This is a genomic window from Conexibacter sp. JCM 18997 (genome assembly GCF_055391915.1).
On the sequence record NZ_AP043885.1, the window covers coordinates 2,258,781 to 2,273,057 of the forward strand.

The 14,277-nt window shown below is 73.7% G+C and carries 16 protein-coding genes; 10 read left to right on the top strand and 6 right to left on the bottom strand.

Features of this window, described 5'->3' with window-relative positions:
- Window positions 1–111: 111 nt before the first annotated feature.
- The gene (locus ACZ5UI_RS11550) at window positions 112–1,347 is read left to right on the top strand and encodes an acyltransferase family protein (RefSeq protein WP_464197331.1); all 1,236 of its coding nucleotides are present in this window, start codon (window positions 112–114) and stop codon (window positions 1,345–1,347) included.
- Here the strand turns inward: ACZ5UI_RS11550 and ACZ5UI_RS11555 are convergent.
- Window positions 1,253–1,681: a hypothetical protein gene (locus tag ACZ5UI_RS11555; RefSeq protein ID WP_464197332.1), complete on the bottom strand. Its 429-nt coding sequence runs from the start codon at window positions 1,679–1,681 to the stop codon at window positions 1,253–1,255. The genes ACZ5UI_RS11550 and ACZ5UI_RS11555 overlap by 95 nt on opposite strands.
- A 22-nt stretch (window positions 1,682–1,703) precedes the next feature.
- Here ACZ5UI_RS11555 and ACZ5UI_RS11560 point away from each other — a divergent pair, with 22 nt between their 5' ends.
- Both ACZ5UI_RS11560 and ACZ5UI_RS11565 read left to right on the top strand, forming a co-directional pair.
- A complete protein-coding gene (locus ACZ5UI_RS11560) occupies window positions 1,704–2,399 on the top strand; it encodes a glycosyltransferase family 2 protein (protein ID WP_464197333.1) in 696 nt (231 codons plus the stop codon).
- Between the two features lie 5 nt (window positions 2,400–2,404).
- Window positions 2,405–2,971, top strand: a complete 567-nt coding sequence (locus ACZ5UI_RS11565) for a carboxymuconolactone decarboxylase family protein (protein ID WP_464197334.1) — start codon at window positions 2,405–2,407, stop codon at window positions 2,969–2,971.
- Here the strand turns inward: ACZ5UI_RS11565 and ACZ5UI_RS11570 are convergent.
- Genes ACZ5UI_RS11570 through ACZ5UI_RS11585 form a run of 4 tightly spaced genes read right to left on the bottom strand, consistent with a single transcriptional unit; the run spans window position 2,968 to window position 6,755 of the window.
- Complete coding sequence (locus ACZ5UI_RS11570) at window positions 2,968–3,180, bottom strand: hypothetical protein (RefSeq protein ID WP_464197335.1); 213 nt, start codon at window positions 3,178–3,180, stop codon at window positions 2,968–2,970. The two genes, ACZ5UI_RS11565 and ACZ5UI_RS11570, sit on opposite strands and share 4 nt — an antisense overlap.
- Window positions 3,177–4,634, bottom strand: coding sequence for a hypothetical protein (locus ACZ5UI_RS11575; protein ID WP_464197336.1), 1,458 nt, complete (start codon window positions 4,632–4,634; stop codon window positions 3,177–3,179). Before ACZ5UI_RS11575 ends, ACZ5UI_RS11570 begins: the two co-directional genes overlap by 4 nt.
- Before the next feature lie 4 nt (window positions 4,635–4,638).
- Window positions 4,639–5,598, bottom strand: coding sequence for a glycosyltransferase family 2 protein (locus tag ACZ5UI_RS11580; protein WP_464197337.1), 960 nt, complete (start codon window positions 5,596–5,598; stop codon window positions 4,639–4,641).
- Window positions 5,595–6,755: a glycosyltransferase gene (locus ACZ5UI_RS11585; protein ID WP_464197338.1), complete on the bottom strand. Its 1,161-nt coding sequence runs from the start codon at window positions 6,753–6,755 to the stop codon at window positions 5,595–5,597. The genes ACZ5UI_RS11580 and ACZ5UI_RS11585 overlap by 4 nt, the downstream gene beginning before the upstream one ends.
- Window positions 6,756–6,824: 69 nt before the next feature.
- On the opposite strand from ACZ5UI_RS11585, the gene ACZ5UI_RS11590 reads away from it, so the two are divergent.
- Genes ACZ5UI_RS11590 through ACZ5UI_RS11600 form a run of 3 tightly spaced genes read left to right on the top strand, consistent with a single transcriptional unit; the run spans window position 6,825 to window position 9,887 of the window.
- Window positions 6,825–7,919 carry a glycoside hydrolase 5 family protein gene (locus ACZ5UI_RS11590; protein WP_464197339.1) on the top strand — a complete coding sequence of 365 codons (1,095 nt, stop codon included), beginning with the start codon at window positions 6,825–6,827 and terminating at the stop codon, window positions 7,917–7,919.
- A gap of 10 nt (window positions 7,920–7,929) precedes the next feature.
- Window positions 7,930–9,009 carry a glycosyltransferase family 4 protein gene (locus ACZ5UI_RS11595; RefSeq protein WP_464197340.1) on the top strand — a complete coding sequence of 360 codons (1,080 nt, stop codon included), beginning with the start codon at window positions 7,930–7,932 and terminating at the stop codon, window positions 9,007–9,009.
- Complete coding sequence (locus ACZ5UI_RS11600) at window positions 9,006–9,887, top strand: glycosyltransferase family 2 protein (protein WP_464197341.1); 882 nt, start codon at window positions 9,006–9,008, stop codon at window positions 9,885–9,887. Before ACZ5UI_RS11595 ends, ACZ5UI_RS11600 begins: the two co-directional genes overlap by 4 nt.
- A gap of 10 nt (window positions 9,888–9,897) precedes the next feature.
- Here ACZ5UI_RS11600 and ACZ5UI_RS11605 read toward each other — a convergent pair whose 3' ends face one another.
- Window positions 9,898–10,596 carry a uracil-DNA glycosylase gene (locus ACZ5UI_RS11605; protein WP_464197342.1) on the bottom strand — a complete coding sequence of 233 codons (699 nt, stop codon included), beginning with the start codon at window positions 10,594–10,596 and terminating at the stop codon, window positions 9,898–9,900.
- 131 nt (window positions 10,597–10,727) lie between these two features.
- Between ACZ5UI_RS11605 and ACZ5UI_RS11610 the strand changes: the two genes are divergently transcribed.
- From ACZ5UI_RS11610 to ACZ5UI_RS11625, 4 genes are all read left to right on the top strand, one after another.
- Entirely contained in the window at window positions 10,728–11,465 is a 738-nt protein-coding gene (locus ACZ5UI_RS11610; protein ID WP_464197343.1) for a DUF2520 domain-containing protein, read from the top strand.
- Window positions 11,462–12,343: a pantoate--beta-alanine ligase gene (gene panC / locus ACZ5UI_RS11615; protein ID WP_464197344.1), complete on the top strand. Its 882-nt coding sequence runs from the start codon at window positions 11,462–11,464 to the stop codon at window positions 12,341–12,343. Before ACZ5UI_RS11610 ends, panC begins: the two co-directional genes overlap by 4 nt.
- Window positions 12,344–12,369: 26 nt before the next feature.
- On the top strand, window positions 12,370–13,263 hold the full coding sequence (panB, locus tag ACZ5UI_RS11620) for a 3-methyl-2-oxobutanoate hydroxymethyltransferase (RefSeq protein ID WP_464197345.1): 894 nt from the start codon (window positions 12,370–12,372) through the stop codon (window positions 13,261–13,263).
- 64 nt (window positions 13,264–13,327) lie between these two features.
- Entirely contained in the window at window positions 13,328–14,269 is a 942-nt protein-coding gene (locus ACZ5UI_RS11625; protein WP_464197346.1) for a LysM peptidoglycan-binding domain-containing protein, read from the top strand.
- Window positions 14,270–14,277 lie beyond the last annotated feature (8 nt).

Here is a 14,277-nt window from a genome sequence, read left to right on the forward strand (position 1 = left end):
GCCACCTGACCGTCCCGAGGAAGGGAGGTGATCGACTTGAACCCCGTCATGCGGGGTCGAGGTCGATCACGTCGGGTTTTCGCCCCCTCGGGCTCTAGGCTCCACCCCCGCATGGCCGCCGACGTCGACGACGCCCTCAAGCCGCCGCCGGGCAACCCGCGGTTCCCGCTGCTGGACGCGATGCGGGCGATCGCGGCGCTGTCGATCGTGGTGACGCACTCGTCCGGGGTGTCGAACTTCAACACCGACAACTGGCTCGGCCACTTCCCCGCCCGGCTGAACATGGGCGTGACGATCTTCTTCCTGCTGTCGGGCTTCCTGCTCTACCGGCCGTACGTGGCCGCCCGCCGCGAGGGGCGCCCGCCGATCCGCACCGGCGTGTTCCTGCGCCGCCGCGCGCTGCGCATCGTGCCGGCGTACTGGGTCGCGCTCACGCTGCTGGCCATCTACCCGGGTCTGCTCGGGTTCTCCGACCACTGGTGGCGCTTCTACACGTTCACCCAGATCTACTGGAGCGACTCGATCGTCCAGGGCATCGGGCCGGCCTGGACGCTGTGCATCGAGGTGTCGTTCTACCTGCTGCTGCCCTTCCTGGCCGCCGGGATCACGCGGCTGAAGCCGTCGGTGACGGGCGAGGTCGGGCTGCTGCTCGGCCTGTGCGTGTGCGTGTGGATCTTCCGCTGGTACATCCAGGGCTACACCCCGATGTTCAGCGAGTGGCGCGTGCTCCACAACACGCTGCTGAGCTACTTCGACTGGTTCGCCTACGGGATGATCCTGGCCGTCCTCAGCGTCGCCTGGCACGGCCGCGAGGCGGGCTCTCCCGTCCTGGTCACGATCATCCGCCGCCCGTGGCTGCCCTGGCTGGCCGCGGCCGCCGTCTTCGTGTTCGTCGCGCTGGGCATGAACCTGTCGCGCGGCTTCTTCGTGACCTACACGCAGTGGAACTTCTTCGGCGAGCACCTCGGCTACGCGACGGTCGCCTTCCTGCTGCTCCTACCGGCGGTCTTCGGCGACTGGGCCGGCGGCTGGCCCCGCAAGCTGCTGGCCTGGCCCGTGCTCGGCTGGCTCGGGCTGGTGTCCTACGGGATCTTCCTGTGGCACAGCAACATCATGCTCGACCTCAACGACCACGGCGCGCAGGGCTGGGTGCCGGGCCTCGGCTTCCCGGGTCTGCTGCTGGCCACGCTGGCCATCACGATCCCGATCGCCGCGCTGAGCTACTACTTCGTCGAGAAGCCGGCGCTGCGGTTCAAGGACCGGCGGCGCCCGCGGCCGCCGGGACCGCCGGCGCCGGATCCAGCGGACTCAGCTCCAGCTGACGTTGCGCAGCCCGTTTCGCGATAGCGGGATCGATCTGCGCCGAGGTGGCGGCCAGCGCCCGCCAGGCCAGGGCGTTCTCCGGCTCCTCGTCGACGGCCTCCTGGGCCAGCTGCATCGCCGCCTTGGACTCCTTCTGCTGGTAGAGCAGCCCGGCCACCGCGATCAGCTGGTCGGCCCCGCGACAGTGGTCGCGCACGTCCTGGATCGCCGGCGCCTGCTCGCCGGGGGGCAGCGAGCCGTTGGCCGCGCCGAGCACGACGCGGCGGGCCGACTGGCATTCGTCATAGCCGTGGCGGCTGGAGACGAACAGGACGACCATGACGAGCGCGGCGGCAGCGAGGGCGAGACGGATCAGCACAGCCCGATACGATCGCACGCCTTTGCCTGAGCCATCCCCCATCGTCACCATCGTCGTCCCGGCCAAGGACGAGGCGGCCACCATCGCCAACGTCCTGGATCGCCTGGCCGAGCTGCCCTTCGCGACCGAGATCCTCGTCGTCGACGACGGCTCGGTCGACCAGACCGCCGCGATCGTCGAGGCCCGCGACGACGCCCGCCTGCTGCGCCACGAGCGCAACCAGGGCAAGGGCGCGGCCGTGCGCACCGGCATCAACGCCTCCACCGGCGACTTCCTGGTCATCCAGGACGCCGACCTCGAGTACGACCCCTCGGACCTGCCCAAGCTGATGGAGCCGCTGTTCAGCGGCGTGGCCGACGTCGTGTTCGGCACGCGCCTGCGCGGCGGCGAGCCCCAGCGCGCCCACCTGTTCTGGCACTACCTGGGCAACCGCTTCCTGTCGCTGCTGACGAACATCCTCTACAACACGACGATCAGCGACATGGAGGTCGGCTACAAGGCCTTCAACGGCGACCTGATCCGCTCGATCGACCTGGTCAGCAACGACTTCCGCTTCGAACCCGAGGTCACCGCGAAGGTCCTGCGCCGCCGCGTCCGCCTGTACGAGGTGCCGATCTCCTACTACGGCCGCACCTACGACGAGGGCAAGAAGATCACCTGGCGCGACGGGATCTGGGCGGTCAGCGCGCTCGTGCGCTTCCGCTTCGGGGACAAGTGAGCGCGATGGCCCGACTGCCCTACGTCCAGACCGAGGACGCGCCGCCCGAGATCGCCGACGCCGTGGCGCGCGCGCCGCAGCTGAACGTCTTCCGCCTGATGGCCAACGGCACCAGCACCTACCGCGCCTGGCTGCGCTGGGGCGGCGTGCTGCTGACCGGGCTGGAGCTCGATCCCGTGCTGCGCGAGCTGGCCATCCTGCGCGTCGCCGCGATCAGCCCCGGGGCCGAGTACGAATGGGTCCAGCACGAGGCGATCGCCCGCGCGGTCGGCGTCAGCGACGCGCAGATCGACGCCGTCCGCGGTCCCGAGCTCGGCGCCGCGCTGGAGGGCGACGCGCTGACGGTCGCGCGCTTCACCCAGGAGATCGTGCGCGACGTCGCCCCCACCGACCCGACCTTCGAGGCGCTCTCGGCCGCGCTGTCGCCCGCCGAGATCGTCGAGCTGATCCAGGTGATCGGCCAGTACATGATGCTGGCCCGCCTGATGGCCACCGCGCAGATCGACCCGGACGGTCCGGGCGACTTCGCCAACGTCGCCCGGATGCGCGACGCTGGCGACGCCGACGGCTAGCGCTCCTCGGCCAACCCGTCGCCCCGGATGCCGCCCTCGGCGGCCTTGTCGGGGTCGGGGCCGGGCGTGTCGGGGGCCGCGTCGTCGGCCAGGCCGTCGCCGCGGAGGCCGCCCGTGCCGAGCTCGTCCGGGTCCGGCGGCGTCGTCTCCGGTGAGGCGTCCTGGGCCAGCGGCGCGCCGCGGTACTGCTTCTCGTCGTCGTTGCTCATGGCCCCCCGTTCCCCCGTCGCTCCAGGACGTAGTCGCCGAACCGGCCGACGCGCTCGTAGTGCGCGTCGAGGTAGTCGTCCAGCAGGGTCACGCCGCTGGAGCGCGATGAGCCGTTGGGCTCGTCGGCGGTGGCGCGCGGGTCCAGCCAGCGCACCAGGACCGGCGGCCGCGTGCGCTCCAGGTCGGCGATCATCTCGCGCTGCACCTTGGCGGTGGTGACGATGCCGGGCTGGATCACGTCGTAGCGCGTCGGGTTGTCGCGCTGGGCCAGCACGTAGAGCAGCGGGTCGCCGACCGAGACGCGGTCAAAGCGCGGCGGCGCGACGAAGATCGGCCGGCCCGCGGGCGCCAGCTCGTCGATGCGCGGGAGCAGTTGGGCCAGCGCGGCCGCCTCGGCGGGGGACGTCCGCACGCCGTCGGCCACCGACGACGGCACGTCGGCCAGCGCGGGCGGGTGGACGAGCTGGCCCCAGCGCCGCTCCAACCCGTTCAGCGCGATCAGCGCGATCGCGCCGATCAGCACGATCTGCAGGGCTCTTGCCCGCTCGGCACCCGCCGCGAGCCCCAGCGCGACGGCCAGGAACACCGACAGCGGCACCAGGTGGAACTCGTCGGGGCGCCCCAGCAGGTAGGCCAGCCCGACGACCAGCAGCGGCAGCGCCGCCAGCGCCCAGCGCGGCCGGCGCAGCGCCGCCCAGGCCGCCCACAGCGCCGTGGCGACGACCAGGATCAGCGGGAACCAGAACTCCAGCAGCTTGTTGGGGTCCAGCCCGATGCCCGAGGGGTTGACCGGCAGCGGCAGCCGCTGCAGGCCCTGCACGCCGAGGAACCCGACCGTGTCGTGCCACATGTCGCCGGGCGCGACGACGAAGAACGGCAGCAGCGCGACGGCGGCCACACCGGCCGCCGGCGCCAGCGCTGCCCACCCCCCGCCCACCAGCGCCACCGCGATCGCCCCGGCCACGCCGATCTCGGGCCGGAACGCGACGGCCAGCCCGCACAGCGCCCCCGCCCACAGCGGATGGCGGCGGGCCAGCAGCAGCGCCCCGAACACCAGCGCGATCGCCATCGGATTCGGCCCTGGCGTCGCCGGCCAGGCCATCGCCGCGGCGGCGGCCAGCCAGCCCAGCAGCGCGATCGGCTCCGGCGCCGTCCCCCGGCGGATGAGCTTGTAGGCCAGCAGCGCGACGACCGTGTCGAGCACGACGCGCAGCAGCCGCCACCACAGCAGCGAGGGGCCGAACAGCTTGATCGGGAGCGCCAGCAGCAGCGGCTGACCGGGCCCGTAGTTCCACCAGAAGTCGCGATACGGCCACTGCCCGTCGGCCACGCGCTGGGCGGCCTGGAGCATCAGCCCCTCGTCGTGCGGGCCGATCTCGCGCAGCAGCGTCGCCGCCGAGAGCAGCGCGCCGAGCACCAGCAGGATCGGCGTCCGCCAGCGCGCCCAGGACATCGTCTTAGAAGCCCGCGTCGCGGTGGCCGCCGGCCTGCGGGCCGCGCCAGGGCCGAGCGTCGATCACCGCGCCGATCGGCACGCTGGACGCCTGCTGCAGCGCGTCGCGCTCCCGCCACAGCTCCGCCAGCAGCGGCCGGGCGGCGCGCAGCCCGTCCAGGTGCGCGCGCAGCTCACCGGCGCGCGCGGCGGCCACCAGCCAGGCCACCTGGCGGTACAGCACGGGGATCGCCCAGCGCACGGGATAGGCCTTGGCCACGAGCAGGAGCGTGTTGCGGGCCACCCAGCCGCCGACCGGGCGCTCGAGCTGATGCGACGAGCCGCCGCCGGCGTGGCGGGCCACCGCGGCGGGCGCGTAGGCGGTGCGCCAGCCGGCCAGGCGCAGGCGCAGACCGAGATCGACGTCCTCCAGGTAGGAGAAGAAGCGCTCGTCGAAGCCGCCCACCGCCAGCGCCGTGCCCCGGCGCAGGAGCGCCGCGCCCGCGCAGGCGGCGAAGACCTCCCCCGGCTCGTCCCAGCGGCCGTCGTCGCGACGCCCGCGGCCGCGCTGCTCGCAGACGCCGTCGCGGCGCAGGAAGTCCCCGGTGTCGTCGAGCACGCCGGGGTCCTGGAGCGAGACCATCTTGCTGGCCACGCTGGCGATGTCGTCGGGCTCGCCGGCCGCGACCATCAGCGCCAGCCAGTCCGGGGCGAGCTCGACGTCGCTGTTGATCAAGGCGACCCAGTCGGCCTGCGTCGCCCGCAGCCCGACGTTGGCGGCCGCCGCGAAGCCGCGGTTCTGGCCCAGCCGGATCACCCGCACGTCGGCGCCCAGATCGTCGGCCGAGCCGTCGACCGAGCCGTTGTCGACGACGATCAGCTCGTCGAACGGCCGCTCCTGGGCCCGCAACCCAGCCAGGCAGGCGCTCAGCCACCGCGCGCCGTTCCAGTTGGGAACGACGGCGGCGACGCGGGTCGCGCTCACGCGCCCGGCGCCACCAGGCGGGAGCCGAGCCCGCGCGGGCGCACGCGGCGCGGATCGGCGCGGGGCGGGCGCTCGTCGGCGCACGCCTCGGCCACGACGCTGCGGATGCCGTGGCGGAAGTGGGCCACGTCGAAGCGGTCGGCGTTGGCCACGCAGGCGTCCGGGTCGATGGCCAGCGTGTCGAAGCGGGCGACCGCGTCGGCCAGCGCCTGCGGATCCGCGGCGTCGTAGAACGTGCCGGTCAGGCCCTCCTGGACGGTCTCGCGCACGCCACCCTCGGCCAGCGCGATCACCGGGCGCCCGGCGGCCTGGGCCTCGACCGCGGCGATGCCGAACTCCTCGGTGGCGGTGACGATCAGCGCCCGCGACGCGCTCAGCAGCTCCGCGGCGCGGGCGTCGGAGACGCGGCCGGCGAAGGAGATCGTCGGACCGGCCAGGCGGCGCAGGCGGCGCGCGTCGGGTCCGTTGCCGATCACCACGAGCGGCAGGCGCAGCCGGTTGAACGCCTCGACCGCGAGGTGGATGCGCTTGTGGGGCATCAGCTCGCTGAGCACGACGTAGAAGTCGCTGACCGGCCCGGGCGTGAAGCGCGACGTCTCCACCGGCGGGTAGACGACGTCGCTCTCGCGGCCGAAGTAGCGGCGGATGCGCCGGCGGGTGGTCTCGGAGTTGGCGATGTAGCGATCGACGCGCTGGGCGGCGATCCAGTCCCACTGGCGCCAGCGCTGGAAGACGACGCCGAGCGCGGCCCGCTGCAGCACGCCGCGCTGGTTGAGCGTCTCGTCGCGGGCGTTCCAGGCGTAGCGGAAGGGGTTGTGGCAGTAACACACGTGGACGGCGTCGGGATCGACGATCACGCCGTGCGCCCAGGCGCTGGAGCTGGACAGGACCAGGTCGTACCCCGACAGGTCCATGGCCTCCATCGCGTAGGGGTAGAACGGCAGCAGCGGGCGGAACGAACGCGCCGTGGGCCGCAACCGCTGGAGGAACGACGTGTTCACGGTGCGATGCGCAAACCGTCCCTCCGTCCCATGCGGGTCGTAGATCGCCGTGAAGAGATCCGCCTCGGGGTACATGTCCGCGAGCGCAGAGAAGGTCCGCTCCGCTCCGCGAACGTCGAGCAGGAAGTCATGTATCAGGGCGACACGCCGCTGCATCAGCCGCGAGTCTATGAGAGCAGCCCGGCGGCAGTGCTCCACCAACGTCCCACTAGGGTGTCCAGCTTCATGCGCCGGACCGTCCTTCTCGTCGCCCTGCTGGCCCTGCTGGCCCCGGCGGCCGCCCACGCCCGCACCGTTCCCACCGGCTTCTTCGGCGTCATGGCCGATGGCGTCCTGATGACCCGCGACGACGCGTCGTTCGCCCACGAGTTCTCGCTCATGAAGGCCTCGGGCGTGGAGACGATCCGACCCGTCGTCTACTGGGCCGACATGCAGCCCGAGCGCGGCGGACCGCTGATCACCACGAGCTTCGACCGGCTGATCGGCGAGGCGGCCAAGAACGGCATCGGCGTCGTGCCGGTCGTGCTGCGCGCCCCGGCCTGGGCCCGCGAGGACGCCGCCAACATCTCCTCGCCCCCGAAGGACCCGGCGGACTTCGCCGCGTTCCTGAAGGCGATGATCGCCCGCTACGGCCCCAACGGCGCCTTCTGGTCGGAGAACCCGTCGATCCCCAACCGCCCGCAGCGCGCGTGGCAGGTGTGGAACGAGCCGAACCTCGACCGCTACTGGTCGTCGAGCACGCCGTTCGCCAAGCCGTTCGTGGCCCTGCTGAAGGCCGCCCACGACGCGATCAAGCAGGCCGATCCGGGCGCCACCGTGATCGGGCCGGGCTTCGGCAACCGCTCGTGGGAGGCGATGGAGCTGGCCTACAAGGCGGGCATGAACCGCTCGATGTACGACGTGGCGGCCACGCACCCGTTCTCCTACCGGGTCGAGAACGTGCTGAAGATCATCAAGCTCGTGCGCGGCGTGATGGCCAAGCACGGCGATGCCAAGGTGCCGCTGTCGATCTCCGAGATCACCTGGGCGTCGTCCAAGGGCCAGGCCGCGACCGACATCTCCGACTTCGCGACGACGCCCGCCGGGCAGGCGCAGAAGCTGACGCAGGCCTACAAGGCGCTGATGGCCAAGCGGCGCGCCTGGCACCTGGAGAACGTGATCTGGTCGACCTGGCTGAGCTCCGACGGCTCCGACGGCTCCAAGAACCTGTTCGACTGGTCCGGGCTGCGCAAGCTGAACCCGGCCAACCCGAGCGGCGACCCGCTCGACAAGCCGGCGCTGGCCGCCTACAAGAAGCTCGCGCTGGCCGCCGAGAAGTAGGCTCGCGCCCATGCGCATCGGCGTCGACGCCCGGCACCTGGCCGCAGGGCGCGGCGTCGCCCGCTACCTGCGCCACGCGCTCGACGCGCTGGTCACGCGATTCCCGGGCGACGAGTACGTGGCCTTCGTGCCCGGACGCGGACCGGTCGACGTGCCCGAGGGGGTCGAGGTGCGCCGCGGCCCGCTGCCCGGACGCGTGGTCTTCGCCGCGGGCGCGGCGACCGGACGCCCCGCGCTGGAGCGGCTGTGCGGCGGCGGCCTGGACGTGGTCTGGGTGCCCGCGCCCGCCCCCGTCGGCCTGGACGGCTCGGCCCCGCTGGTGCTCACCGTGCACGACCTCTCCTGGGTGATCCGCCCGGGCGACTTCACGGCCTACGAGCGCGCCTGGCACGCCGCGGGCCGCCTCGACGCCCAGGCCCGCCGCGCGGCCCAGGTCGTGTGCGTGTCGCGCGCGACCGCGGACCTGGTGCGGCAGCACTGGCGGGTCGATCCGGCCCGCCTGCGCGTGGTCCCCGAAGGCCCCGGCACCCCGCCCGTTGTCCGCTCGAGCCCGGATACCGGGTCGGAGCGGACAACGGCGCCGTATCTGCTGTGCGTGGGCGCCCTGGAGCCGCGCAAGGCGCCGGAGCTGCTGGCCGGCGCGTACGCCCGGGCCCGGGCGCGCGGCCTGGACGCCGAGCTGTGCTTCGCCGGCGCGGGCCGGCTGGCCGCCCGGCTGGAGGGCCGGCCGGGCGTGCGGCTGCTCGGTCCGGTGGAGGGCCCGGCGCTCGACGCGCTCTACCGGGGCGCCGCCGCCGTCGTGGCGCCGGCCTACGACGAGGGCTTCGGCCTGACGCCCCTGGAGGCGCTGGCCCGCGGCGTTGCGCCGGTGGTCGCCGACCTCGCCGTGTACGACGAGACGCTGGGCCCAGGTGCGCTGCGCTTCGCCCCCGGCGATGCCGCCGGTCTGGCCGATGCCCTGCTGCGCGTGACCACGGACGCCACGCTGCGCGCGCAGATCGTCTCCGAGGGCCGGGCGGCGATCGACCGCCTGAGCTGGCCCGCCTGCGCCGACGGCCTGCACGCCGCGTTCGAGGCCGCGACCCGATGACCGACTGGACCGCGGTCGTCGTGCTGCACGACTCGGCCCCCGACCTGCGCGCGTTGCTCGCCTCGATCGACCGCTGCCTGGATCGCCGGCCGCGCGTGGTGTGCGTCGACAGCGGCTCGACCGACGACGGCCCGCAGATCGCCGCCGACTGGGGCGCCGACCTGCTCGTGCTCGACGGCAACCCGGGCTTCGGTGCCGCCAACAACGCCGGCCTGCAGCGCGTGCGCACCGACGTCACCGTGCTCCTGAACCCCGACATCGTGCTGCGCGACGACGGGATCGAGCGCCTGGCCGCCGCCGCCCACGACGCCGACCGCCTGATCGCGCCCCGCCTGCTGAACCCCGACGGCAGCATCCAGCGCAGCGCCCACCCGCGCCCGGGCACGGCCCGCGCGCTGCTGCCCGCCGTCGTGCATCCCCAGCTGCTGCCCCGCGCCCTGCGCGACCACGCCGACCCGTGGCGCTCCGGCCGGCCCCGGGCGATCGGCTGGGCGATCGCCGCCGCGCTGGCCGCGCGCACGTCGACGCTGCGCGCGCTCGGGCCCTTCGACCCCGACGCGTTCCTGTTCTACGAGGACCTGGATCTGTGCCTGCGGGCACAGGCCCGCGGCGTGCCCACCGTCCTGGATCCGAGCGTCGCGCTGCTGCACCGGGGCGGGCACTCGACCACCGGCCACTTCGGCGGCGAGCCGCTGCTCCTGCACGCCCAGCGCCGGCGCGCGGTGATCGGCGCCGACCTCGGGACGCGAGCGCTGCGGCTCGACGACGCCGCCCAGGCGCTGACCTTCGCCACGCGCGCGCTGGTCAAGGGCCCCAGGCGAGGGCAGCGCGAGCGGGCGCAGCTGCGCGCGCTGCGCCAGGCCCGCCGGACGACCTAGTGCCCTGACACTAGAACAGGCCGAGCTGGTCGTCGGGCGGCGGGGGCGCGGGCGGCGGGGGCTCCGCATCGATCGCCTCGGGCTCCGGCTCGGGCACGTCGGCGATCTGCGGCTGCGCGGGCGCCGGCTGGGCCAGCAGCTCCGGGATCCGCGCGAAGTCGCCGCGCAGCACCTCGAGCATCCGCGGTGTGTAGAGCGCCGCCGCCGGGTGGTAGACCGGGAACAGCCGCACCGCGCGGCCGCCGATCACCCGCACCTCCTCCCGCCCGTGCAGCCGGGTGATGCCCGCCGGGTCGCCGCGCACGAGCTTCGTGGCGAAGTTCCCCAGCGTGCACACGACCCGCGGCTCGATCAGCTCGAGCTGACCGACGAGGTAGGCGTGGCAGTTGTCGATCTCGACGGGCTGCGGGTCGCGGTTGCCCGGCGTCCGGCACTTCAGGACGTTGGTCACGAACACGTCCCTGCGGGCGATGCCGATGTCCGACAGCAGCTCATCCAGCAGCTTGCCCGCCTGACCCACGAACGGCAGGCCCATCCGGTCCTCGTTGGCGCCCGGTGCCTCCCCCACGAACATCAGGTCCGCGTCGGCGTTCCCGGCCCCGAAGACGACCTGCTCGCGCTCGGCCACCAGCTGCGGACAGCGGACGCAGCCACGGGCCTCCTCGAAGACCAGCTTGAGCTCTTCGCGTCTTTGCGCGGACGACGGCATCGCGGCCAGCGTAACGGCGGCCCTGCGTGGGTATCATGCGCCACGAAGGCCGTCACCTTCGGGGACGGACCGAGCAGCAATCGGCAGCAGACAGCAACACGCGACCGGCATCCCCACGGAGCTGGACCGACATGACGGGAAACCACCCCCTCTCCCTGCACCTCGCGGTCATCGGCCGCGGTCGACTCGGCACGTCCCTGGCCGACGCCCTGCGCGCCGCCGGTCTGCTCGTCGACGGGCCGCTGGGGCGCACGCCCGCGCTGGACCCACGCACCGACGTCGTCCTGCTCGCGGTTCCCGACGCCGAGATCGCCGCCGCGGCGGCCGCCGTCGCCCCCGGCCCGCTGGTCGGCCACTGCTCCGGCGCCACCACGTTGGCCCCGCTGGCCGGCCACGAGGCGTTCAGCCTGCACCCGCTGATGACCGTCACCGCCGACGGCGCCGACTTCCGGGGCGCCACCGCCGCGGTGGCCGGCTCCACCGACCGCGCGCTGCGGGCGGCCACGGCGCTGGCCGAGGCGATCGGCCTGCGTCCCGTCGTGGTTGACGACGACGACCGCGCGGCCTACCACGCCGCGGCGTCGATCGCCGCCAACTTCCTCGTCACGCTCGAAGCGGCCGCCGAGCGGCTGGCCGCGACCACCGGCGTCGACCGCGCCGCGCTGCTGCCGCTGGCCCAGGCCGCGCTGGACAACTGGTCCCGCGTGGGCGGCGAGCGGGCGCTGACCGGTCCGATCGCCCGGGGCGACGAGACGACCGTGGAGCGACAGCGCGACGCGGTGGCGCAGCGCACGCCGGAGCTGCTGGGCCTGTTCGACGCGCTCACGCAGGCCACGCGCGACCTGGCCACGACCGGGACGATCCGATGAGGACCGTGCGCACCGTCGTCGAGCTGCGCAGCGCGCTGCGCCAGCCCCGCCGCGACGGCCGCTCGATCGGCCTGGTGCCCACGATGGGCGCCCTGCACGACGGCCACCTGTCGCTGATCCGCCGCGCCCGCGCGGACAACGACCTCGTCGTCGTCTCGCTGTTCGTCAACCCCGCGCAGTTCGGGCCCAACGAGGACCTGGCCGCCTACCCGCGTGACGAGGCCGGCGACGCCGCCGCCGCGGCCGAGGCCGGCGCCGACCTGCTGTTCGCCCCGCCGGTCGAGCAGATCTACCCCACGGGCTTCAGCACGACGGTCCACGTGGCCGGCGTGAGCGAGCCGCTGGAGGGCGCCCAGCGTGGCGCCGCGCACTTCGACGGGGTGGCCACCGTCGTGACCAAGCTGCTGAACATGGCCCAGCCCGACGTGGCCTACTTCGGCCGCAAGGACGCCCAGCAGCTGGCGGTGATCCGTCGCTTCGTGCGCGATCTCGACATCCCCGTGCGGATCGAGGGCTGCGAGACGGTCCGCGAGGCCGACGGCCTGGCCATGTCCAGCCGCAACGCCTACCTGACCGACGAGGAGCGCCCGCGCGCCCTCGGTCTCAGCCGCGCGCTGGAGGCCGCCCGCGCCGCGGTCGCCGCCGGCGCCACCGATCCCGCCACCGTGCAGGCCGCCGCGCTGGCCCAGCTCGACGCGCTCGGCGTGGAGGCCGAGTACGTCGCGGTGGTCGATCCCGACAGCTTCCTGCCGATCACCTCCATCGAACGCGACGTGCTGGTGGCGATCGCCGCCCGCGTCGGCCGTGCCCGTCTCATCGACAACACCACGATCACCCTCAACGACCGTCAACCCGAGGTGGCGACCCTCCGTAGCTGAGGGCGTCAACCAGAAGGAGCAACGCCATGAGTGCCGCACCGACCGTCCCCACCACCACCTCCGGCATCGACGCCCTGCCGATGACGCTCCCCCGTCTGGCCGAGAAGAAGCGCACCGGCGAGCCGATCGTCATGGTCACCGCGTACGACTACCCCTCGGCCCAGGTCGCCGAGGCGGCCGGCGTCGACATGGTCCTCGTCGGCGACTCGGGCGCGATGACCGTGCTCGGCTACCCGTCGACCGTCCCCGTGTCCACCGACGAGATGCTCATGCTGACCGCGGCCGTGCGCCGCGGCCTGCGCACGCCGTTCCTGGTCGCCGACCTGCCGTTCGGCTCCTACGAGGCCTCCGACGCGCAGGCGATCGCCACCGCGCAGCGCTTCGTCAAGGAGAGCGGCGCCGACGCCGTCAAGCTCGAGGGCGGCGGCGCGATGGTCGCCCGGGCCGCGGCGATCGTGTCGGCCGGCATCCCGGTGATGGGCCACGTCGGCCTGACGCCGCAGACGTCGACCGCGCTGGGCGGCTACCGGGCCCAGGGCCGCACGGCCGACGCCGCGCTGAAGGTGGCCCGCGAGGCGCTGGAGCTGCAGGCCGCCGGCTGTTTCTCGATCGTCTGGGAGGCGATCCCCTCCGCGGTGGCCGACGAGCTGATGGAGCACATGGAGATCCCGGTGATCGGCATCGGCGCGGGCGCGTCGACCGACGGCCAGGTCCTGGTGTTCCACGACCTGCTCGGCATCCGCGAGGGCGTCGGGGCCCGGTTCGTCAAGCGCTACGGCGACCTGATGGAGGAGATGGTGCGCGGCGTGCGGGCCTACGCCGACGACGTGCGCACGCACCGCTACCCGGAGGCCGACCACACGTACTCGATCGATCCGGGCGAGCTGACCGAGTTCCGCGCGCAGCTGCAAGCTTCCTGACGAGGCTCCGTAACCGCGCTTTCTCCGTTGCGCTAGCAAACGGGGAGGGGTACGGGTATCGGACATGCGTCCAGCCCTGCTCCTCCCCGCGCTGCTGTTCGGCGCCGCCCTGATCGCTCCGACCGCCGCGTCCGCCGGCGTCGCCCACACCGTCGCCCCCGGCGAGACGATGTGGTCGCTGGCCGCGGCGCAGAACATGACCACGCGGGCCTTCGCGGCGGCCAACGGGCTGTCGGAGGACGCCCCGCTGGTGCTCGGCTCGACCATCCAGCTGCCGACGGTGAGCGAGGCGGCGATCGCGCTGCAGTCCGCGCCGGCCGCGGCGGCCAGCGCCGCCGCCGACGCCTCCGCGGCACCCGTCGCCGCGCCGGCCGCCGGCCCGCCGCCGATGGGCGCCTACACCGTGCGCCCGGGCGACACGCTCAGCGGCCTGGCCGCCCAGTCCGGGGTCACGGTCGAGCAGATGGCCTCGATGAACGGGCTGGATCCCAACGGGTTCCTGATCGCGGGCACGCTGATCAAGCTGCCCACCGGCGCCCCCACCCCGGCCGCCGCCAGCGAGCCCGCGCCCGCTCCGGTCGTGACCACCGCCAGCCCCAACCCGGCGCCGGGGACCGTCACGTCGTCCGACATCGCCACGGTCGCCTCGCGCAACGGCGTTCCGGCCGACCTGTCGGCCGCGATCGCCTGGCAGGAGTCGGGCTTCAACAACGCGATGGTCTCCTCGGCCAACGCCCGCGGCGTCATGCAGGTGATGCCCGGCACCTGGGCCTGGGTGCAGGCCAACCTGGCCAAGCGCCAGCTCGATCCGAACTCGCCGATCGACAACGTCGGGGCCGGCGTCCTGTACCTCGGGCACCTGCTCCAGGAGACGGGCGGCGACTACGCGATGGCCGCCGCCGGCTACTACCAGGGCCTGGACTCGGTCCAGCGCATCGGCATGCTGCCCGAGACGCAGCAGTACGTGGCCAACGTGATGGCGCTGCGGTCCCGCTTCGGCGGCTGACGCCGACA